The organism is Xanthomonas hydrangeae, assembly GCF_032697525.1.
GTDB lineage: Bacteria > Pseudomonadota > Gammaproteobacteria > Xanthomonadales > Xanthomonadaceae > Xanthomonas > Xanthomonas hydrangeae.
The window spans coordinates 1,391,751-1,411,556 of sequence record NZ_CP103836.1 but is presented as its reverse complement, the minus strand read 5'-3'; the positions used below and the strand labels follow the sequence as shown (position 1 = coordinate 1,411,556).

14 protein-coding genes are annotated in these 19,806 nt (G+C 65.7%); 6 read left to right on the top strand and 8 right to left on the bottom strand.

Annotation, left to right across the window (positions count from 1 at the left end; all coding sequences use genetic code 11):
* The first annotated feature begins 44 nt into the window (after window positions 1–44).
* Window positions 45–1,205 carry an efflux RND transporter periplasmic adaptor subunit gene (locus tag NYR97_RS05725; RefSeq protein ID WP_316697044.1) on the top strand — a complete coding sequence of 387 codons (1,161 nt, stop codon included), beginning with the start codon at window positions 45–47 and terminating at the stop codon, window positions 1,203–1,205.
* Window positions 1,202–4,294 carry an efflux RND transporter permease subunit gene (locus NYR97_RS05720; RefSeq protein WP_316697043.1) on the top strand — a complete coding sequence of 1,031 codons (3,093 nt, stop codon included), beginning with the start codon at window positions 1,202–1,204 and terminating at the stop codon, window positions 4,292–4,294. Before NYR97_RS05725 ends, NYR97_RS05720 begins: the two co-directional genes overlap by 4 nt.
* Window positions 4,295–4,592: 298 nt before the next feature.
* Here NYR97_RS05720 and NYR97_RS05710 read toward each other — a convergent pair whose 3' ends face one another.
* Window positions 4,593–5,348 carry an SDR family oxidoreductase gene (locus NYR97_RS05710; RefSeq protein ID WP_316697042.1) on the bottom strand — a complete coding sequence of 252 codons (756 nt, stop codon included), beginning with the start codon at window positions 5,346–5,348 and terminating at the stop codon, window positions 4,593–4,595.
* Between the two features lie 129 nt (window positions 5,349–5,477).
* Here NYR97_RS05710 and NYR97_RS05705 point away from each other — a divergent pair, with 129 nt between their 5' ends.
* Together NYR97_RS05705 and NYR97_RS05700 are read left to right on the top strand one after the other, a co-directional pair.
* Window positions 5,478–5,882 (top strand): winged helix-turn-helix transcriptional regulator, encoded by a 405-nt coding sequence (locus NYR97_RS05705; protein WP_205393480.1) that lies wholly within the window; start codon window positions 5,478–5,480, stop codon window positions 5,880–5,882.
* A gap of 221 nt (window positions 5,883–6,103) precedes the next feature.
* The gene (locus NYR97_RS05700) at window positions 6,104–6,436 is read left to right on the top strand and encodes a DUF6172 family protein (protein ID WP_316697041.1); all 333 of its coding nucleotides are present in this window, start codon (window positions 6,104–6,106) and stop codon (window positions 6,434–6,436) included.
* Window positions 6,437–6,752: 316 nt separating this feature from the next.
* Here the strand turns inward: NYR97_RS05700 and NYR97_RS05695 are convergent, their stop codons facing one another.
* The 7 genes from NYR97_RS05695 to NYR97_RS05665 form a co-directional block, all read right to left on the bottom strand.
* A complete protein-coding gene (locus NYR97_RS05695) occupies window positions 6,753–8,042 on the bottom strand; it encodes a DEAD/DEAH box helicase (protein WP_316697040.1) in 1,290 nt (429 codons plus the stop codon).
* Window positions 8,043–8,136: 94 nt separating this feature from the next.
* Window positions 8,137–8,751: an SMI1/KNR4 family protein gene (locus NYR97_RS05690; protein ID WP_316697039.1), complete on the bottom strand. Its 615-nt coding sequence runs from the start codon at window positions 8,749–8,751 to the stop codon at window positions 8,137–8,139.
* A 370-nt stretch (window positions 8,752–9,121) separates the two neighbouring features.
* Window positions 9,122–10,576, bottom strand: coding sequence for a dihydrolipoamide acetyltransferase family protein (locus NYR97_RS05685; RefSeq protein WP_316697038.1), 1,455 nt, complete (start codon window positions 10,574–10,576; stop codon window positions 9,122–9,124).
* Window positions 10,573–10,956, bottom strand: a complete 384-nt coding sequence (locus tag NYR97_RS05680) for an SH3 domain-containing protein (RefSeq protein WP_316697037.1) — start codon at window positions 10,954–10,956, stop codon at window positions 10,573–10,575. The genes NYR97_RS05685 and NYR97_RS05680 overlap by 4 nt, the downstream gene beginning before the upstream one ends.
* A gap of 1 nt (window position 10,957) precedes the next feature.
* Window positions 10,958–12,028 (bottom strand): alpha-ketoacid dehydrogenase subunit beta, encoded by a 1,071-nt coding sequence (locus tag NYR97_RS05675; protein WP_316697036.1) that lies wholly within the window; start codon window positions 12,026–12,028, stop codon window positions 10,958–10,960.
* Entirely contained in the window at window positions 12,021–13,109 is a 1,089-nt protein-coding gene (gene pdhA, locus NYR97_RS05670) for a pyruvate dehydrogenase (acetyl-transferring) E1 component subunit alpha (protein WP_316697035.1), read from the bottom strand. Before pdhA ends, NYR97_RS05675 begins: the two co-directional genes overlap by 8 nt.
* Window positions 13,110–13,285: 176 nt before the next feature.
* Entirely contained in the window at window positions 13,286–16,867 is a 3,582-nt protein-coding gene (locus tag NYR97_RS05665) for a lamin tail domain-containing protein (protein WP_316697034.1), read from the bottom strand.
* 259 nt (window positions 16,868–17,126) lie between these two features.
* On the opposite strand from NYR97_RS05665, the gene NYR97_RS05660 reads away from it, so the two are divergent.
* Entirely contained in the window at window positions 17,127–18,020 is an 894-nt protein-coding gene (locus NYR97_RS05660; RefSeq protein ID WP_316697033.1) for a tryptophan 2,3-dioxygenase, read from the top strand.
* 261 nt (window positions 18,021–18,281) lie between these two features.
* Window positions 18,282–19,802, top strand: a complete 1,521-nt coding sequence (locus NYR97_RS05655) for a peptide MFS transporter (RefSeq protein ID WP_046932012.1) — start codon at window positions 18,282–18,284, stop codon at window positions 19,800–19,802.
* Window positions 19,803–19,806 lie beyond the last annotated feature (4 nt).

Here is a 19,806-nt window from a genome sequence, read left to right as displayed (position 1 = left end):
AAGTCTCAGGATGCGAGCCTTCATCAGATCGCTTCGGGATTCCCATGCTTCGGCGCCGCCTCGTTACCTACACCGTCCTGTGTGTCCTGCCGCTGACACTGATTGCCTGCGGCGGCAAGGCGCAGCCCGACCCACGCACCGCAGCCCCGCTGGTCCGGGTGGCCACGGTAGGCGACGCCAGCAGCGCGGCGCGCAGTTTCTCCGGCACCGTGGCGGCCCGGGTGCAGAGCGATCTGGGCTTCCGGGTCTCGGGGAAGGTGTCCGAGCGCCTGGTCGATGCCGGGCAGAGCGTCAAACGTGGGCAGCCGCTTTTGCGGATCGACCCGGTGGACCTGCAGCTGGCCGCGCGCGCCCAGCAGGATGCAGTTGCCGCGGCGCGGGCACGCGCGCAGCAGACTGCCGACGATGAGGCGCGCTACCGCGATTTGCGCGGCACCGGCGCCATCTCCGCCTCGGCCTATGACCAGATCAAGGCGGCCGCCGATGCGGCCAAGGCGCAGCTGAGCGCCGCCCAGGCCCAGGCCGATGTCGCGCGCAATGCCAATCGCTATACCGACCTGCTGGCCGATGCCGACGGCGTGGTGATGGAAACGCTGGTGGAGCCGGGCCAGGTGGTCGCGGCCGGGCAGCCGGTAGTACGGCTGGCCCATGCCGGGCGCCGCGAGGCCATCATCCAGTTGCCGGAAACCCTGCGCCCGCAGGTCGGTTCCGTTGCCCAGGCGACGTTGTTCGGCAATGCCGCCGTCAGCGTGCCGGCTACCTTGCGCCAGCTGTCCGAGAGCGCCGACCGGCTGACCCGCACCTTCGAAGCGCGTTATGTGCTCGACGGCGCGCTGGCAGACGCGCCGCTGGGGACCACCGTCAGCATCCGGGTTCCCGCCAGCGCTGCCTCGGATGCCACGGCCAGCACGCAGACCGGCCTGCAGGTACCGCTGGCCGCGCTGTTCGATGCGGGCAAGGGGACGGGGGTGTGGGTAATTGCCGGCAATCCGGCCAAGGTGAGCTGGCGGCCGGTGACGGTGCTGGGCCTGGACGACGACCATGCCAACGTTGCCGGCAAGCTGGCGCGTGGCGAGTGCATCGTGGCGCTGGGCGCGCACCTGTTGCGCGAAGGTGAGCAGGTGCGGATTGCCAACACGAGTGCGCCTGCCAATGGCGCGACCAGTGCTACCAAGACCGCGACCGCGGCAGGAGCGCAGCCGTGAGCGAGGGCCGCTTCAATCTCTCCGCGCTGGCGGTGCGCGAGCGCTCCATCACGCTGTTTCTGATCTTTCTGATTTCGCTGGCCGGCCTGGTCGCGTTCCTCAAGCTTGGCCGCGCGGAGGACCCGGCTTTTACCGTCAAGGTGATGACCATCGTGACCGCCTGGCCGGGCGCAACGCCGCAGGAAATGCAGGACCAGGTCGCCGAAAAACTCGAAAAGCGCCTGCAGGAACTGCGCTGGTACGACCGCAGCGAAACCTATACGCGTCCCGGTCTTGCGTTTACGACGTTGACGTTGCTGGACAGCACGCCGCCCAGCCAGGTGCAGGAGCAGTTCTATCAGGCGCGCAAGAAAGTGGGCGACGAAGTCGGCAACCTGCCGGCCGGCGTGATCGGGCCGATGGTCAACGACGAATATGCCGACGTCACCTTCGCGCTGTTCGCCCTCAAGGCCAAGGGCGAGCCGCAACGCCTGCTCGCGCGCGATGCGGAAAGCCTGCGCCAGCGCATGTTGCACGTGCCGGGCGTCAAGAAGGTCAACATCATCGGCGAGCAGCCCGAGCGCATCTTCGTGGAGTTCTCGCACGAGCGCCTGGCCATGCTGGGCGTTAGTCCGCAGGAGGTGTTTGCCGCGCTCAATGCACAGAACGCCTTGAATGCGGCTGGTTCGGTGGAAACGCGCGGGCCGCAGGTGTTCATCCGCCTGGATGGTGCGCTCGACAGCCTGCAGAAGATTCGCGACACCCCGCTGGTGGTGCAGGGCCGCACCTTGAAGCTGTCCGATATCGCCAGCATCAAACGTGGTTATGAAGATCCCTCCACCTTCATGATCCGCAGCGGCGGCGAGCCGGCGTTGCTGCTGGGCATCATCATGCGCGACGGCTGGAACGGGCTGGAGTTGGGCAAGTCGCTGGACAGCGAAGTGGGCGCGATCAATGCCGAGCTGCCGCTGGGCATGACGCTGAGCAAGGTCACCGACCAGGCGGTCAACATCGACGCGTCGGTGGGCGAGTTCATGACCAAGTTCTTCGTCGCATTGCTGGTGGTGATGCTGGTGTGCTTCGTCAGCATGGGCTGGCGCGTGGGTATCGTGGTGGTGGCGGCGGTGCCGTTGACGCTGGCGGCGGTGTTCGTGGTGATGCTGGCCACCGGCAAGAACTTCGACCGCATCACGTTGGGCTCGTTGATCCTGGCGCTGGGATTGCTGGTGGACGACGCCATCATCGCGATCGAGATGATGGTGGTGAAGATGGAGGAAGGCTACAGCCGCGTCGCCGCATCGGCCTATGCGTGGAGCCATACCGCCGCGCCGATGCTGTCCGGTACGTTGGTGACGGCGGTCGGCTTCATGCCGAACGGCTTTGCCGCCTCCACCGCCGGCGAATACACCAGCAACATGTTCTGGATCGTGGGCATCGCGCTGATCGTCTCGTGGGTGGTGGCGGTGGTGTTTACGCCCTACCTGGGCGTCAAACTGCTGCCCGACCTGAAGAAGATCGAAGGCGGCCACGCCGCGATGTACGACACGCCGCGCTACAACCGCTTTCGCACTGCGCTGGAGCGTGTCATCGCACGCAAGTGGCTGGTCGCCGGCTCGGTGATCGGGTTGTTTGTCCTGGCCATCCTTGGCATGGGCATCGTCAAGAAGCAGTTCTTCCCGATCTCCGATCGTCCCGAAGTCTTGGTGGAAGTGCAGATGCCATACGGCACCTCGATCACCCAGACCAGTGCCGCCACCGCCAAGCTGGAAGCCTGGCTTGCCAAGCAGGACGAAGCGAAGATTGTCACCGCGTATATCGGGCAGGGCGCGCCGCGCTTCTTCCTGGCGATGGGCCCGGAGTTGCCGGATCCGTCATTTGCCAAGATCGTGGTGCGCACCGACAACCCGCACGAACGCGATGCATTGAAGCTGCGCATGCGCAAGGCCGTCTCCGAAGGCCTGGCACCGGAGGCGCGCGTGCGTGTGACGCAACTGACCTTCGGCCCGTACTCGCAATTTCCGGTGGCGTACCGTGTCAGTGGTGCCGACCCGCAGGTGTTGCGCAGTATCGCCGCGCAGGTCAAGCAGGTCCTGCAGGACAGCCCGATGCTGCGCACCGTCAACACCGACTGGGGCACGCGCACCCCCACGCTGCATTTCACCCTGGACCAGGACCGCCTGCAGGCGGTGGGGCTGACCTCGACCGCGATGGCCCAGCAACTGCAGTTCCTGCTCAGTGGTGTGCCGATCACGCTGGTGCGCGAAGATATTCGCAGCGTGCAGGTGGTGGCGCGTTCGGCCGGCGACACGCGCTTCGATCCGGCACGCATCGCCGATTTCACCCTGGCCGGTGCCAATGGCCAACGCGTGCCTTTGTCGCAGGTGGGCAGCGTGGATGTGCGGATGGAAGAGCCGATCCTGCGTCGCCGCGATCGTGTGCCGACGATCACGGTGGGCGGCGATGTCGACGACCAGCTGCAGCCGCCGGATGTCTCGGCCGCGATCACCAAGCAGTTGCAGCCGATCATCGACAAACTGCCCAGCGGCTATCAGATCAAGCAGGCCGGTTCCATTGAGGAATCCGGCAAGGCGACTGCCGCAATGCTGCCGTTGTTCCCGATCATGCTGGCGGTCACCTTGATCATCATCATCCTGCAGGTGCGCTCGATCTCGGCGATGGTGATGGTGTTCCTGACCAGCCCGCTGGGCCTGATCGGCGTGGTGCCGACCTTGATCCTGTTCCAGCAACCCTTCGGCATCAATGCGCTGGTGGGCCTGATCGCGTTGTCGGGCATCCTGATGCGTAACACACTGATCCTGATCGGGCAGATCCACCACAACGAGGCCGAAGGCCTGGACCCGTTCCATGCCCTGGTGGAAGCCACCGTGCAGCGCGCCCGGCCGGTGATCCTGACCGCGCTGGCGGCGATCCTGGCGTTCATCCCGCTCACGCACTCGGTGTTCTGGGGCACGCTGGCGTACACGCTGATCGGCGGCACCCTGGCCGGCACCATCCTGACGCTGGTGTTCCTGCCGGCGATGTATTCGATCTGGTTCAAGATCCGCCCCGATTCCGGCAGCAGCACGCCGGCGGTGGCACAGCACGCGTAAGGCGCCTCGGCGGCGGCAGTGATGCCGCCGCCGAGGCGTGTCGTGTTTGCCGAGTACGACCGCGAACGTGGGGTGGCCAGCCGTGCGGTCACCGGCTACATCGACAACGCGCCGGAACCGCAGGACGTGGCCACCACCGCATCCACGTGCGGCGACTGGTCAATGCTCATGCTGCATGCCGATTCCGAGCACCGACTGCGCCCGCGTGGCGGTGCGCACAGTGGTTTTGTTTGCGGCTCCAACGCGTCGTGTGCCCCATGCACCTGGGGTCCGGCTGCAGGGAGTGGTCGAGCGCCCGTTACACCTGGTCGGTCGGCACCACATACACTTCGGCAATGTTGACGTTCGCCGGTGCCTGCGCTGCGAACAGGATGGTGTCGGCAATATCCATCGGATCCAGCATGCGAACCGTGCCGGCATAACCGGCCATCATTGCCTGATATTCCGCGCTGGTGGTCTGTGCCGGAAGCTCGGTTGCGACGATGCCCGGTTGAATGCTGGTGACGCGGATGTTGTGCTTCTTGCCGACTTCCATGCGCAGGCCTTCGGTGAACGCGGTCACGGCAAACTTGCTTGCCGAGTACACCGCAAATCCCTGGCCGAAGACCTTGCGTCCGGCGATCGATGAAGTATTGAAGACGTGGCCGGAATGCTGCTTGATCATCTGCGGCAGCACTGCGGCGGCCACGTTGAGCACGCCTTTCACGTTGACATCGATCATCTGTTCCCATTCGTCGGTATGGAAGTCATCGATGCTGGACAGCGGCATGATGCCGGCGTTGTTGACCAGCACATCGATTGCGCCATAAGCGGCGATCAGGTCTGCGACGCCGGCAGCGACCGAGTCCTTGCTGGCGACATCCATTTGCAGCACGACGGCCTGGCCGCCGGCCTGTTCGATGTCCGATTTCAATGCCTGCAGCCGGTCGATGCGACGTGCGGCAATGCCCACCTTCATTCCTGCCGCTGCGAGTTTCTTTGCCGTTGCGCTACCGATGCCGCTGGAGGCGCCGGTAATCAGGGCCACTTTGCCGTGGAGCTCATTCGTTGACATGGACATTCTCTCGTTGGTTGTCGATGCGGGAGTGGACGCGGCGATGCCACGCCCACTCGGTCTTCAGTACCGGCGAGATGATATATATTCTATACTTAGTTTCAATTACGCACTTTGAGGTAACTAGATATGGCCGAGGAAACCGCTGCGCCCTGCGACCTCTATCGCATCTCCGATATCCGCACCGTGCTGGAGCCGATCGCCAACAAGTGGTCGATCATGATCATGACGGTGCTGTGCAACGGGCCGACACGCTTCAATCAGATCAAGCGGCAACTGGACGGGGTGACGCACAAATCGCTGACCGAAGCGCTGCGGCGGCTGGAGCGGATCGGATTGATCAGCAGGGAAGTGATTTCCTCGTCTCCGGTGGCCGTGCAATACCGGCGCACGCCGTTGGGCGACACGCTGGAAGCGCCGTTGATGGCGCTGCTGCACTGGTGCCAGGACCACGCCGATGAAGTGATTGCGGCCGAGCAGGCGTTCGGCGCGGGCACGCAAGCGGTGGCGCCAGCAGCGGCAACGGTGGGGTGAGGTGCTGTGGATGATGCACGTGTGCGCCATGCCGGGTCGAGGTGGCAGAGGCTTGCACGTGGCGCTGCCTGGCATCGGTGTGCTCCCCGGCACGAATGCGGCCACGTAATCGAGCGCAGGCTCACGCAGGTGCCTGTTCGGTCCCACGCCAATGGCCGGCGATTTACCCAGATTGGTCGCGTGGCCTCACAATAGGCGGCCAGTTCCGGAACGATGTCGCCATGCGCAAGACCTACCAGCTCAACCTCGAAGGCAAGAACCGCGATCGTCTGCTGGAGTCCAGCAAGCACGATATCCGCAAGTACATCCGCCGCGAGCGCCGCAAGGACTTGCCGGAAGGTGCGGATTATTGGGACTTCGACATGCGCTTCGGGGTGGACGAGGCCAGCGCTGCGTCGCTGCCGCCGGCCGAGTTGATCCGCTCGATCAATGCGCTCACCAGCGAAGGTGGCGAACAGTTCTTCGTGGAAATCCTGCGCAAGCCGGGCAAGCGCACTCCGCGCGCCGATGGCGATAGCGCGATGGGCGGCGAGCTGGATTTCGAGCAGGATTGAGTCTTCGCCGCATAGACGTAGCAGTGGATTGCTGCTGCGTTGGCAATGTTTTGCTTGGGCGTCATTAGCAACATGCTGGGCGTCACCGCGTGTTGCCTCAGCAGATCTAAAGACAGATGGCGTGCCTGGTCTGCACGAGGCACGTGTTCGGCAGCAGCTGTCGGCTCATTGCGAAGCCGCAATGCGCCAAGGAGTGCGCAAGACCGGCATTGACGCGTGCTGGACGCTGTCCGGCCTGCGCATGTGCTGCGTGTCTAAGCGCGGTTCCCGCGCCTTGTCCGCGTGACGACGGCGCGTTACACGTAACTCCCCGCTCTCAGTCCGGTTTGCCTGCGTGTGCTGCCGCTGCGCGCAGCTTGTCCTTTTTGCTTGGCCGTTTGCCCTTGATGCCGCCGTTATCGTCCGGTGCGCGCGTGTCGGTGTTCGGCGTTTCCGTCGCAGGCGCATCTGTCGCCAGGGTCGGTTCAAAGCCGGCAACCACGCTGGTCGGCACACGCAGCCCCTGGCGTTTTTCGATCAGGCGCCATTGCGGCTGGCTCTCCGCAGTGACGAAGCTGATCGCCACCCCGCTGGCGCCTGCGCGCGCCGTGCGGCCGATGCGATGGGTATAGTCCACAGTCGAACGCGGCAGGTCGTAATTGACCACGGCTGGCAGCGCGTCGATATCGATGCCACGCCCGGCCAGATCGGTGGCCACCAGTACCTGCACCTCGCGCTGTTTGAATGCCTGCAAAGTGCGCTCGCGACGGCCCTGGCTCAACTCGCCGTGCAGCGGCTGCGCGTTGATGCCGGTCTTGGTCAATTTTTCGGCGACTTTTTCAGCTGTGTGCCGGCTGGCAACGAACACCAGCACATGCGACCAGCCATGTTCCTGCAGCAGATGGCGCAGCAGCTGCGTGCGTTGGCCGGTATCGACCGCAATCGCGCGTTGCTCGATCGCAGGCGCAGCCTGCGGCGTGGCGGCAATGGTGATGCGCAGCGGGTCGCGCAGGCGACGCTTGGCCAGCGAGGCGATGCCGGGCGGAAAGGTTGCCGAAAACAGCACGCTTTGGCGCTGCGCCGGCAATAGCGCCAGGATGCGATCGAGCTCGGCGCCAAAGCCCAGCTCGAGCAGGCGGTCGGCTTCGTCCAGTACCAGCGTGGCGACCTCGCTCAGGCGCAGCGCGTTGTGATCGACCAGATCCAGCAGCCGGCCGGGCGTGGCCACCACGATGTCGGCACCTCCGCGCAGTGCGAGCAGCTGTGGATTGAGCGAACTGCCGCCGGTAGCCGCAACGATCCTGAGCCGGCGCGGCAGATGCGCCGCCAGCTGACGCAGCGTGTCGTCGACCTGCGCGGCGAGCTCGCGCGTGGGCACCAGCACCAGCGCGCCTAGCACGCGCGGGGCGCTATCCGGGGCGAGACAGCGTTGCTGCAGCAACGGCAGTGCGTAGGCCAGCGTCTTGCCCGAGCCGGTCTGCGCCATCGCGATCAGATCGCGTCCCTGCAGCATCGGCGCAATCGCCTGCTGCTGGATCGGCGTGGGCGTGTGGTGACCGGCGCGGGTCAGTGCTGCAGTGAACGCAGGCAGCAGCTGTGGCGACAGGTCGAGGTGGTCGAACGACATCGTGGAATCTCCGGGCACGTGCATCATTGTGTGCGATCGGCCCGATGCGTGCGACGTGCCGAAGAGGCGGCTGCGCCGGTTTTTCGCGGCGTCGTCAGTAGCGCCATTTGCGCACCGTCTGTGTTCCCAGTCTTGCTTCCAGCAGCGCCTGGGCTGCCGCATCATCGTCGTGGATTTCGCCCAGGCACAGCAGCATCAGCGCATCCAGATAGCCGGCGACCGAATCGAACAGGCGCGTGAGCATCGCGCCATCGTCGTGGTCGAAGTAATACACCGCACCGCTGTCGCGATGGAAGCACCACAGATTGCCATTGCCCAGGTAATCGCCGAACACGATCAGCGACGGGATCAACGCATGCTCTTCAGCGCTCGCCTCGATCTCGTCGATGCTCGGATAGGCCTGCTGCAGCGGCTCGATGCTGGGTGCAGTGTCGCCCAGCGCGCACAACGTCTCGGCCAGAGCCAGGCTGCCGACCTCGCAGTGATAGCGCGCAAGCAGCGGTGGCAGCGCGCAGCCAAGGCGCGCCTGACACGCGAGCACGGCCTGCAGGCTGGCGGCTTGCGCAGCGTCATCGCCGAGAAGTGCGGTATACGCGGTGCAGACCTGTCGGTACCACTGCAGGCGTGCATCGTCATCGACAAGGACCGGCCATGCCAGCGGCGGGCAGTCGGCTGGGCGCCAGTCGGCGTCTGGGTGGGATGCGTCCATCAAGCCTCCAGGTGTACACGGGCGGTGCCGGCGGGGCGCTGATGCTACCGCAGTCTTTCGCCCCACATGCCTTGATTGCAGCCAGAAAACGAAAGGCTCGGGCTGCAACGAACGGCCTGAGCGTAGAGAAGCTTGCCATCCGGTGCTGTAGTGCCTTGCCAGCAACCTCCGACATAGCGTGACTGCGAAAAATCGATGCACACTCCGCGAATGCCTGCTGCGGGATGCGGCGTACTGCAACAGACGCCATCGCTTGCACGCGGCATATGTGCATGGGATGTACGCTGAGATAGCGCTGTAACGCGCTGTGGCGATAGCCCCTCGTCGTGCGACAGCACAGTGACGCTTTAAGGCGTCACTGTGCGGGCCATCAGTTGGCCAACGCCAGATCGTCCAGCAGTGCACGCAGGAAACGTGCGGCTTCGCCGCCGGTGGCGGCGCGGTGGTCGAAGGTCAGCGACAGCGGCATCACCTTGTGGGTTTCCACCCCGCCCATGACCGGAGTGAGCTGGTAACGTGCACGGCCGGCCGCGACGATGGCTACGCACGGCGGCACCACCACCGGGGTGGCATAGCGGCCGGCGAACATGCCGAAGTTGGACAGCGAGATGGTGTAGCCGCTGAGCTCGGAGGCGGCGATGCTGCGGCTTTCCACTTGCTGGCGCAGCCGGTTGACGCTCTCGCGGATGCCATGCGCGTCCAGCATGTCGGCATTGCGCAGCGCCGGCACGAACAGGCCTTCTTCGGTGTCCACAGCAATGCCGATATCCACCTGGGTGTGCAGGGTGCGGCTGAGTGCCTCGCCGTCGAACCATGCATTGAGTGCGGGCACGGCCTGGCACGCACGCACGATGCCGCGCACCAGCCGCACGGTGACGTCGTTGCCCGGTTGCCAGGCGTGGATGTCGGCATCGTCGTTGAGCGTGGTCGGCACCACCTTGCTGTGCGCATCGGCCATCACGCGCGCCATGTTGCGGCGCACGCCCTTGAGCTGCTCCGGCTGGCCTTTGGCGACCACGCTGGGTGATTGCGTGCGCATGGGTTTGCCGCTGGCAGACAGCGCTGAACGTTGTTGCGCATCGCTTGCTGCAGTGTTTGCGGTCTGCGTGTTTCCAGCGGCATGGTGCGAGACCGCATTCGCGGTGTTGCTGTTGATCGATGTCACCGACGCACTCGCACGCGTCGCAGACACCGGCGCACTGCCGGCAGCGGCGGCCTGCTTCACATCGGCCATGGTCACCGTGCCATCCGGACCGGTGGCGCGTACCTGCGCCAGATCCACGCGCAGCTTGCGGGCGAGTGCACGCACGGCCGGCATGGCACGCACGCCGCCGACTGCAATGGCCTGCTCGCTCTGCACGGCGTTGGAACTTTGCATCGCGCCGACCACGGTGCCGGCGTCATCGCGGTCGCTCTCGCCGTTGCTGGTGGAGTCGGCATCGGCGATCTCGCCGCCGTTATCGGAAGCGACCACGCGCGCCGTGTTGCCGGCGGCGCTGTCGCCGGTGCTGGGCGTGTGCGTCGGCGCAGGGCCGTGCGAGTGACCGGTGTCCTGGCCATCGGCGCGCTGCGGCTGCGAGGCATCCAGCGCGAACTGCGCCAGCACCGCGCCGGTGACGATGATGTCGCCGGCCGCACCGGCGAGCTTGGTCACGGTGCCGGAGAACGGCGAGGGCACCTCGACCACCGCCTTGGCGGTCTCCATCGAGACCAGCGGGTCGTCCAGGCGCACGCTGTCGCCTTCCTTGACGAACCATTCCACGATGGTGGCGTCGGGCAGGCCTTCGCCCAGATCGGGCAGGTGGAAATTCTTGGCTTGGCTCATGGCAGATTCTCTTGCGCCGCAGGCAGCGGCGGCGTGGTGTCGTCGAGGAGTTCGAGGTCGGCGGCCGGCAGCCAGCCCTGCGTGCCATCGGCACGCTCGGACCACCACCAACCGCCATGTTCGTGATGCAGCAACACGTCCTCGCCCTGCATGGCAACGAGTTCGCGTGCGTCGTAATCGCGCAGGGCTTCGGCCTGGCCGTCGCCCACGGGGCGCAGCCAGGCCACCGGCGCCCAGCCGGCATGGCCTTGCCCGGTGTTGACCCAGGCAAAGGCCGGCCATTCTTCATCGCGCACGCCGATCGCCACCTGCTGGCCGGCGTGGAAGCGGATCGGGTTGGCGACTCTGGCGTGGTGGTCGCAGAGCAGACGGGCGCGCATGTCAGCCGGCGGCCACCGCGCGACGGGCGGCGCTGACAATGCGCTCCACGCTCGGCAGATACTTCATCTCCAGCCGGAACAGCGGAATATGCGTGTCGTAACCGGTGACGCGTTCGACCGGCGCGAGCAGGTCGTACATCGATTTTTCGGCCAGCTGCGCAGCGATCTCCGCACCGAAGCCGGCAGTGCGCGGTGCCTCTTGCACGATCACGCAGCGGCCGGTTTTCGCGACCGATTCGGCAATGGTGTCGAAGTCCAGCGGGCGCAGCGTGGCGACGTCGATGACTTCGGCGCTGATGCCTTCGCCGGCGAGTTTGTCGGCCGCTTCCAGCGCTTCCTTGACCTGCGCGCCCCAGGTGACCAGGGTGACGTCGGTGCCGTCGCGCAGCACGAAGCACACGTCCAGCGGCAGCGCTTCGCCGTCGTTGGCGACCACTTCCTTGTACTGGCGATAGATGCGCTTGGGCTCCATGTAGATCACCGGATCCGGGTCGCGGATCGCGGCCAGCAACAGGCCGTAGGCGCGCTGCGGCGAGGACGGCAACACCACGCGCAAACCGGGCACGTTGGTGAAGATGGCTTCGTTGGCTTCGCTGTGGTGTTCCGGCGCGCGGATGCCGCCACCCCACGGCACGCGCAGCACCATCGGGCAATGCAGGCGCCCGCGGGTGCGGTTGCGCAGGCGTGCGGCGTGGCAGATCAGGTGATCGACCATGGGATACACGAAGCCATCGAACTGTGCTTCGGCCACCGGCTTCATGCCTTGCGCGGCCAGGCCAACGCTCAGCCCGGCGATGGTGGTTTCATCCAGCGGCGTGTCCAGCACCCGCTCGCTGCCGAAGCGCTGCTGCAGGCCGGCGGTGGCGCGGAATACGCCGCCGTTGACGCCGACATCCTCGCCCAGCACCAGCACCGCAGGGTCGTGTTCCAGCTCCCAGGCCAGTGCCTGGGTGATGGCTTCGATCAGGGTGATGGGCGAACTCATGGCAGTCTCTCCGCGCGTGGCTGCGGCGTTGTAAGGCGCACTGGCCTGCTGGGTGGCGGCGATGTGCGAATGGGTGTGCTCATCCATGACGGGCCTCCAGCGCCATCACTTCGGCACGTTGGGCGAGCAACTCGGCCGGCGGGTCGCCGTAGAGATAATCGAACATCGCTTCGACCGGCTGCAACGGGGTGTTGAGATAGGCGTTGACCTCTTCGTCCACGCGCGCGCCGCACTCGGTTTTCCAGGCGGCCTCCTGCGCTTCATCCCACAGGCCTTGCGCGGTGAGATAGCGGCGCAGGCGCAGCAGCGGTTCGCGTGCCCAGCCCTGCTTGACCTCTTCTTCGCCGCGATAACGCCGGGCATCGTCGGCGGTGGTGTGATCGGACAGGCGATAGGTCAGGAATTCGATCACCGTGCCGCCGTCGCCGGCCAGTGCACGCACGCGTGCCTGACGCATCGCTTCGAGCACGGCAACCAGATCGTTGCCATCCACCTGCAGGCAATGCAGGCCGCCGGCCAGGCCCTTTTGCGCCAGCGTCTGGGCACCGGTCTGCGCCGAGCGCGGCACAGAGATCGCCCAGCCGTTGTTGATCACGCACAGGATCAGCGGCAGTTTGTAGGCGCCGGCTGAATTGAGCGCTGCGTAGAAGTCGGTTTTGGAACTGCCGCCATCCCCGCAGCAGGCAACAGCGACCTGTTGCTTTCCCTGCAGCTTGAACGACAACGCGGAGCCGGCCGCATGCAGGCACTGGGTGGAAATCGGCACGCAGATCGGGAAGTCGATCGCCGCATCGGCATCGCGCGGATAATCGCTGCCGCGCTCGTCGCCGCCCCAGTAAAGCAGCACGTCGCGCGGGCGTACGCCGCGTTCGAACATGGTGCCGTACTCGCGGTAGCTGGGCGCGAACACATCGCCGCGGCGCATCGACGCACCGATGCCCACATGCGTGGCTTCGTGCCCCAGCGAGGCGGCGTAGGTGCCCAGCTTGCCGGTGCGCTGCAAGGCGACCGATTTGCTGTCGAAGGTACGCACGAACAACATGCGCTTGAACAGCGCGAGCAACTGTTGCGGATTGGCGGCATCGGCCGGCAGGTCGTCGCGGACCCAGTGGCCATCCGCGTCCATGTATTGCAGATAGTCGATCTCGAACTGCGCGGCTACGCTCATTGCGGCGACACCTTCACCAAGAAGTTTCAAATGATATGAGTTGCGATGTTAAGGACCACGCAGCAAAAAGCTGTCCTGCACCGCAGCACACCATGATGCTGGCTTGCACAAAAAAAAGGGCGCGGACCAGGCCGCGCCCTTTGTCGCAGTTCAAACTGCGACGTGTTGCACTGCGATCAGCGGCGCCCGGCGCCTCCACCGATCGGCGTGACAATCAGCGCAGCATTGTCGGCCGGGTTGGCATCGGGCGAGATCGAACTTGCACTTGCCTGCACCCGTACCGCGCCTTCAGCCGGGATCGGCTTGGCCGCCACGGTCAGCTGGAACGCGGCCTGCGCGCCCGGCTGCAGTGCCGCGGCGGTGCTGCAGACGAAGATCGCGCTGCGCAACGACTGCAGTTGCTTGGCACACCGCCAGCCGCTGGGCGGCACCAGCAGCGACAACGCCGACACCGTATTGCCCTCGATGCGCACGTTGACGCCGGTGGCCGGTGCGTTGCCGCGGTTGTCCAGCACTACCCGGTAAGTGGCGTTGAAGGCGGTGGTTGGCAGCGTGGCGGGGCCTTCCAGACGCACTGCCAGATCGCTGCGCAGGCGTGGCTGCACTGCCACTGTTGCGGTGTCGGTGTTGTTGTCCGGCTGCGGGTCGGGCGTCTGCGAGGCGACCGAAGCGGCCAGGGTCAGCGTGCGTCCCGCCAGTTCCGCGCCAGCTTCAACCTGCACCGCGAAGCGCTGTGCATTGCCGGATGCCAGCGAGGCGATGGTGCAGGTGACCACCGTCTGGGTGCCGGTTTCCGGCGGTTGGCAGCTCCAACCCGGTGCGGCGGTGACGCGTGGGCTTACCGCGGCATCGAAGGCCAGTGCCACCGCTGCAAACGCTGCGCTGTCGGGCCCACGGTTCTCCACATCCACGCTGAAGTCGATGCGCTCGCCTTCGGTGACTTGCGCGCGTGCGGCGTTCACCATCACGCTCAGGTCGGCGCGCAACGCTGGCGTCATGCGCAACAGCACGATGGTGGGATCGTGATCTGAAAGACGCGTAGGCGTGTTGGCATCGTTGCGCGCGGTGCCGGGGAAGTCCGCATTGATGCGCGCGTGGCCCACCGACAGCGAGGCGATGTTGGGTGCACGCATCAGCGCTTCGTTGGCGATAATGTGATCCAGCGACTGCACGTTGCCGTCGAAGGCGTACGAGTAGCTCTGGTCGGGCGTGTTGAACCAGGTCAGATCGGTGTAGTCCGGGTTGACCAGATCCACCCCATCGCCGTTCACCACGGTCTGCGCATCCGGCGCCGGTCGGCCGGTGACGGTGCCCATCGCATCCACATAGCCGTCGTTGAACTCGAAGGCGTTGAAGTCGCCCATCACCAGCACCTGTTCGGCCGGGTCGAGCTGCTGACGCGTCTGCAGCAGACGCGCCAGATACTCGGCTTGGGCCTGGCGCTTGGCGCGGATGCGGGTGCCGGCGGCATCGTCGGTCTCGGCGCCGTTGAGCGAGCGTTGATGCACCACGATGGCGGTCAGCGGCAGCACGCGGCCATCGGTCTGGTGCACCTTGGCGGTGAGCACCAGCGGCGGGCGATCGTTGAGCAGGCTCACACCGCCACTCGGCTCGGTCCAGGTGGTGGTCTTGCCTTCCTGGGCAATGGAAACCACTTCCACGCGCGGCACGCCGGCCGACACCGCGCCGGTCTTGACCAGGAAGCCGACATCGATACCGCCGACGTCATTGCCTTCCTGCAGATAGGCCACGTATTGCGGATCCGGCTGGCCGGCTGCCACCGCATCGGTGTTGATGCGTGCAGCCAGGGTCTGCAGCACGCTGAGGTTTTCCACTTCCACCGTGCCCACGATGTCGGGCGTGTGCAGGTAATTGCGGATCGCCAGCGAGGCCTTGTTGAGGCGGGCCTGGAACGCGGCCGGGGTGAGCACCGGTTCGCCGATCGCCGGGTCGTTCTGGTCGTCGAAGAAGCGCTCCATGTTGTAGGTCGCCACGGCCACGTCGTCGGCCCGCGGCAGCGGTGCCGGGCGCGGTTGGTCGGCACCGTTGCAGTTCACCTGCGGGGTGCGTTCCGGGTACAGCGTGTAGCGACGGAAGCTGTAGTCCAGCGGGCCGGTGACATCCAGCACGACGCAGCCGGACGCCAGATCCAGCCGCTCGGCACCCACGCCGGCACTGCCGACCGCGATCACTTCCGGGTTGGTGTTCCAGCGCGGCACCCCGGCAGGCGAGCCGGCCGGCAGCGGGTCGGGCAGTTGCACGCCGGGCTCGCGAAAGGCACGCGGCACACCGGTGACCACGGCATGGAAGACGCCATTGCTGGTGGCAGTGGCGTTGGTCTCGTTGACGCTGCCGCCGGTGGGGGCATTGACGGTGAGGCTGGCGGCGGTGACGCGCATGCCCTCGAGCGCTTCGAGCTGGTCGTAAGCGCCGTTCGGGTTGGGGAAGGTCGCGCTCAACGCCACCGGCATCGGCAACGGGTTGCCGGTGGAATCCAGCAACACGGTCAAGCTGCCACCGATCTCGGTCAAGGGCGGCTGGGTCGGGTCGGCGGTGGGCACGTATTCGATCACCGTGCCTTGCACGCGTACGCGGTTGCCGATGGCTGCCGTGTCCGGTGGGGCGCTGCCGGTGTAGACGTAGACGCCTTCGGACGTGGCCGGGTCGCCATCGGTTTCGGCATCCGCTGCCTGCAGGAAGAAGCCGGCGCTGCGGCGAGCAGTCACGATGCCCGAGGTGGCGACCACCTGGCCTTCCAGCGGCGAACGCGCACCCTTGCCCTGGATGGCGTGGATCGGCAGCAGGCTGAAGTCGTCGTTGAGGATGGTGCCGGTGGCGCTCAGCGTGGCCGGCAATGCGCCGGTGAGGCCGCTGATCTGCAGCGCAAAGGTCTCGTCGGGTTCTGGCGTGGCGTCGCCCAGCACCTCTACGGCGATGGTGGCGCTGCGTTCGCCAGCGGCGATTTGAATGCTCGTGGCCGGCAGGGCGATATAGTCGCTGCCAGCCACTGCGGTCCCATTGGTGGTGGCAGCGGTGAAGCGCACCCCGCCCGTGCCGGCCGGCTGGCTCAGGCTCAGCGTGAACACGAAACTGCGGCTGCCGCTATTGCCTTCGGCCTGGCTGACATCGGCCAGCGTGGCGATCGGCTGGCCGCCGCCGCTGCACAGGCGTGCGGGGCTGGCGGCGTTGCGCGGAGACGGCGCGCCGGTGGCGAAATCGGCCGCGTTGTTGTCGGTATCGGTGCAGCCTTCGCTGCCGCGCAGCACCGCCAGCGTATTGCTGGGGGCCGGTGTGGGCGCATTGCCTTCGGCGCAGCTGGCATTGCTGCCGTAGCCGACCAGGTCGGCATTGCCGGTGGGGCAGGCGCCGCTCAACGCGGCAGCCGTGCTGCTCAGTGCCACCTTGCCGGCGGTGCCGCTCATGGCGGTGGTGCCGGTGGCATCGGGCGTGGGCAACGCAACGCTGCCGCCGCTGCCATCGGCCTGCTTGACCAGGTAATAGCCACCGGCCGGCACGTTGCCCGCCAATGGCGTGACCTGCCAGCTGCTGCCGGCGGCCGAGGCGTATTGCACCGACCAGCCGTCCAGGCTGACCGTGCTGCTGCCGGTGTTGTGCAGCTCGATGAAATCGCTGCGGAAGGTGGCGCCGCTGTTGCCGCCACCGCCGTAGACCTGGCTGATGACGACCTGGGCATTGGCGTGGCCGGCAACCGCCAGCGCACAGAGAAGTAAGGCTGCACGACGCTGCAACACATGCATGAGATGAGAGTCCCCTGGTCCTTGAGACGTGAAACGCTCCCCTGGTCCGGCCACGTCCCTGGCCGGCAGCGCCGTTCGATTCTGCATGAATTTGCAGGCTTAGGTTGACCATATGGTTACACCGGCGCAGTGGCTGCGACTGCGCGGCCGGCGGACCCATCCAATCCCGACTCTCGATTCCCCAATCCCGATTCCCGCTGCGGCTGCCAACCCGTCGCCAGCGCGCTACCCTGGCCGACCTCATCGTCAGCGCTACGCCATGCCCGTCGACAAGAACCTGCGTGACCTGGAACCCGGCATCCACACCGATCTGGAGGGGCGGCTGACCTATGGCGGTTATCTGCGGCTGGACCAGTTGCTCTCCGCGCAGCAGCCCTTGTCCGAGCCGGCGCACCACGACGAGATGCTGTTCATCATTCAGCACCAGACCTCCGAGCTGTGGCTGAAGCTGTTGGCGCACGAGCTGCGCGCAGCGATGGTGCATCTGCAAAACGATCGGGTCTGGCAGTGCCGCAAGGTGCTGGCGCGCAGCAAACAGGTGCTACGCCAGCTCACCGAGCAATGGTCGGTGCTGGAAACGCTCACCCCGAGCGAGTACATGGGGTTTCGCGATGTGCTGGGCCCCTCGTCCGGCTTCCAGTCGCTGCAGTACCGCTATATCGAGTTCCTGCTCGGCAACAAGAACCCGCAGATGCTGCAGGTGTTCGCTTACGACCCGCAGGGCCAGGCGCGGCTGCGCGAGGTACTGGAAGCGCCCAGCCTCTACGAGGAATTCCTGCGCTATCTGGCGCGTTTCGGGCACGCGATTCCGCAGCAGTACCAGGCGCGCGACTGGACCGCCGCGCATGTGGCCGACGATGCATTGCGTCCAGTATTTGAGCGCATCTACGAAAACACCGACCGCTACTGGCGCGAGTATTCGCTGTGCGAGGACCTGGTGGATGTGGAAACCCAGTTCCAGCTCTGGCGCTTCCGCCACATGCGCACGGTGATGCGGGTGATCGGCTTCAAGCGCGGCACCGGTGGGTCGAGCGGTGTGGGGTTTTTGCAGCAGGCGCTGGCGCTGACGTTTTTCCCGGAGCTGTTCGACGTGCGCACGTCGGTGGGCGTGGAAAACCGCGCGCCGAGTGGTGGTGAGGCTGCGAAGGGTTGAGGAGAACAAGCGGAAGCTGGCAGAGCGGAAGTTGGTCCGCTGGAGCAGAGTCCGGTCGCACGCAAGGCGAGGGGATGCGGTGCGGGTACGAGCGTCATCCTGTGCCATCTCCACCACCAAGCCCCCCCACTCCAACCCGCTGGCATCGCGCTCCCGAGTCCGGCGAATTTGACGTGAACATGACGTCTAAGTGATCCTCGCGCGTCGCCCAGGGCTCGCCCTGGTGCACCCAGCCATCACTGAATACGCAAGGGACACCTCATGAGCGTTGACGCTACTGCGCCGACTTCCGCTACCACTCCGCCGCAGCCGCCTGCGCCTCCCGAGTTCCCGACACTGCTCGGCCACCCCCGGCCGCTGTGGATGCTGTTCATGACCGAATTCTGGGAACGCTTTGCGTTCTACGGCATTCGTTGGGCGCTGGTGCTGTACATCGTGGCGCAGTTCTTCGGTGGCGATGCCACCGGCCAGGCGCCAGCAGGACGCACCTACGGGGCCTATCTCGCGCTGGTGTACGCGGCGGCGATCTTCGGCGGCTACGTGGCCGACCGCGTGCTCGGCTACCAACGCTCGATCCTGGTCGGTGCGGCGGTGATGGCCACCGGCCTGTTCCTGATCGCCATTCCCGACCACACCATGTTCGAGATCGGCCTGGCCACCGTGGTGGTGGGCAACGGGCTGTTCAAACCGAACATCTCCACCATGGTCGGCAAGCTGTATTCGGTGGCCGACCCTCGCCGCGACAGCGGTTTCACCATCTTCTACATGGGCATCAACCTCGGTGCGATGATCTCGCCGGTGCTGACCCAGTTGCTGGCCGAAAAGGTGTTCGGCACCCAGGCCATGCCGTCCTACAAGATGGTGTTCATGGCCTCCGGCGTGGGCATGCTGATCAGCCTGGTGTGGTTCTGGATCGGCCGCGCACAGCTCAAGGGCATCGGCGCACCGGCGCCGAACGCGCAGGGCATCGGCCGCGTGTTGATGGTGTTGGTCGGCTGCGTGCTTGCAGTTCCGGTGGTGTACTTCCTGCTCGCGGTCGGCGCGGACGTGTTGCAGATCGTGCTGACCGTGTTGTTCGTCGGCCTGTCGGTGATGCTGTTGGTGGAAGGCATTCGCGAAGGCAAGGTGCAGCGCGACAAGGTGATCGCGATGCTGATCATCTTCGCCTTCAACGTGTTGTTCTGGATGTTCTTCGAACAGGCCGGCAGCTCGTTCACCTTCCTGGCCGACAACATCGTCGACCGCGGCTTTGGCGACTGGACCTTCCCGACCGCCTGGTTCCAGTCGGTGAACTCGATTGCCATCATCACGCTGGCGCCGATCATTGCCTGGATCTGGGTCAAGTCCGGCCGCTTCAATCCCTCGATTCCGCGCAAGTTCGGCCTGGGCCTGCTGTTCAACGGCCTGGCGTTCCTGCTGCTGATGTTTGCGCTGTCGAGCCTGGTCAACGATGCTGGCAAGGTGCCGTTCTGGACCTTGTTCATGGTGTATGTGATCCAGTCGGTGGGCGAGTTGTGCCTGTCGCCGATCGGCCTGTCGATGGTGACCAAGCTGGCGCCGGTGCGCCTGGTCGGTTTCGGCATGGGTGGCTGGTTTTTGTCTACCGGCATCGGCAACAACCTGTCGGGCATTTTTGCCGGGCATGTCAGCGGAAGCGAAGGGATGAGCGTGTCCTCGGCCCTGAGCGGGTATACCTTCGGGTTTTGGGCGCTGCTGGGCGCCGGCGCGGTGTTGTTCCTGATCGCGCCGTTGATCAACAAACTGATGCATGGTGTGAAGTGAGGAG

Excerpts from the sequence above, each read along its gene's own strand:
- NYR97_RS05705 (WP_205393480.1), top strand. The coding sequence starts at position 5,478 with ATGGCCGAGGAAACCGCTGCGCCCTGCGACCTCTATCGCATCTCCGAT.
- NYR97_RS05665 (WP_316697034.1), bottom strand. The coding sequence starts at position 16,867 with ATGCATGTGTTGCAGCGTCGTGCAGCCTTACTTCTCTGTGCGCTGGCG.
- NYR97_RS05675 (WP_316697036.1), bottom strand. The coding sequence starts at position 12,028 with ATGGATGAGCACACCCATTCGCACATCGCCGCCACCCAGCAGGCCAGT.
- NYR97_RS05655 (WP_046932012.1), top strand. The coding sequence starts at position 18,282 with ATGAGCGTTGACGCTACTGCGCCGACTTCCGCTACCACTCCGCCGCAG.
- NYR97_RS05725 (WP_316697044.1), top strand. The coding sequence starts at position 45 with ATGCTTCGGCGCCGCCTCGTTACCTACACCGTCCTGTGTGTCCTGCCG.
- NYR97_RS05680 (WP_316697037.1), bottom strand. The coding sequence starts at position 10,956 with ATGCGCGCCCGTCTGCTCTGCGACCACCACGCCAGAGTCGCCAACCCG.
- NYR97_RS05710 (WP_316697042.1), bottom strand. The coding sequence starts at position 5,348 with ATGTCAACGAATGAGCTCCACGGCAAAGTGGCCCTGATTACCGGCGCC.
- NYR97_RS05690 (WP_316697039.1), bottom strand. The coding sequence starts at position 8,751 with ATGGACGCATCCCACCCAGACGCCGACTGGCGCCCAGCCGACTGCCCG.
- NYR97_RS05685 (WP_316697038.1), bottom strand. The coding sequence starts at position 10,576 with ATGAGCCAAGCCAAGAATTTCCACCTGCCCGATCTGGGCGAAGGCCTG.
- NYR97_RS05660 (WP_316697033.1), top strand. The coding sequence starts at position 17,127 with ATGCCCGTCGACAAGAACCTGCGTGACCTGGAACCCGGCATCCACACC.
- pdhA (WP_316697035.1), bottom strand. The coding sequence starts at position 13,109 with ATGAGCGTAGCCGCGCAGTTCGAGATCGACTATCTGCAATACATGGAC.
- NYR97_RS05700 (WP_316697041.1), top strand. The coding sequence starts at position 6,104 with ATGCGCAAGACCTACCAGCTCAACCTCGAAGGCAAGAACCGCGATCGT.
- NYR97_RS05695 (WP_316697040.1), bottom strand. The coding sequence starts at position 8,042 with ATGTCGTTCGACCACCTCGACCTGTCGCCACAGCTGCTGCCTGCGTTC.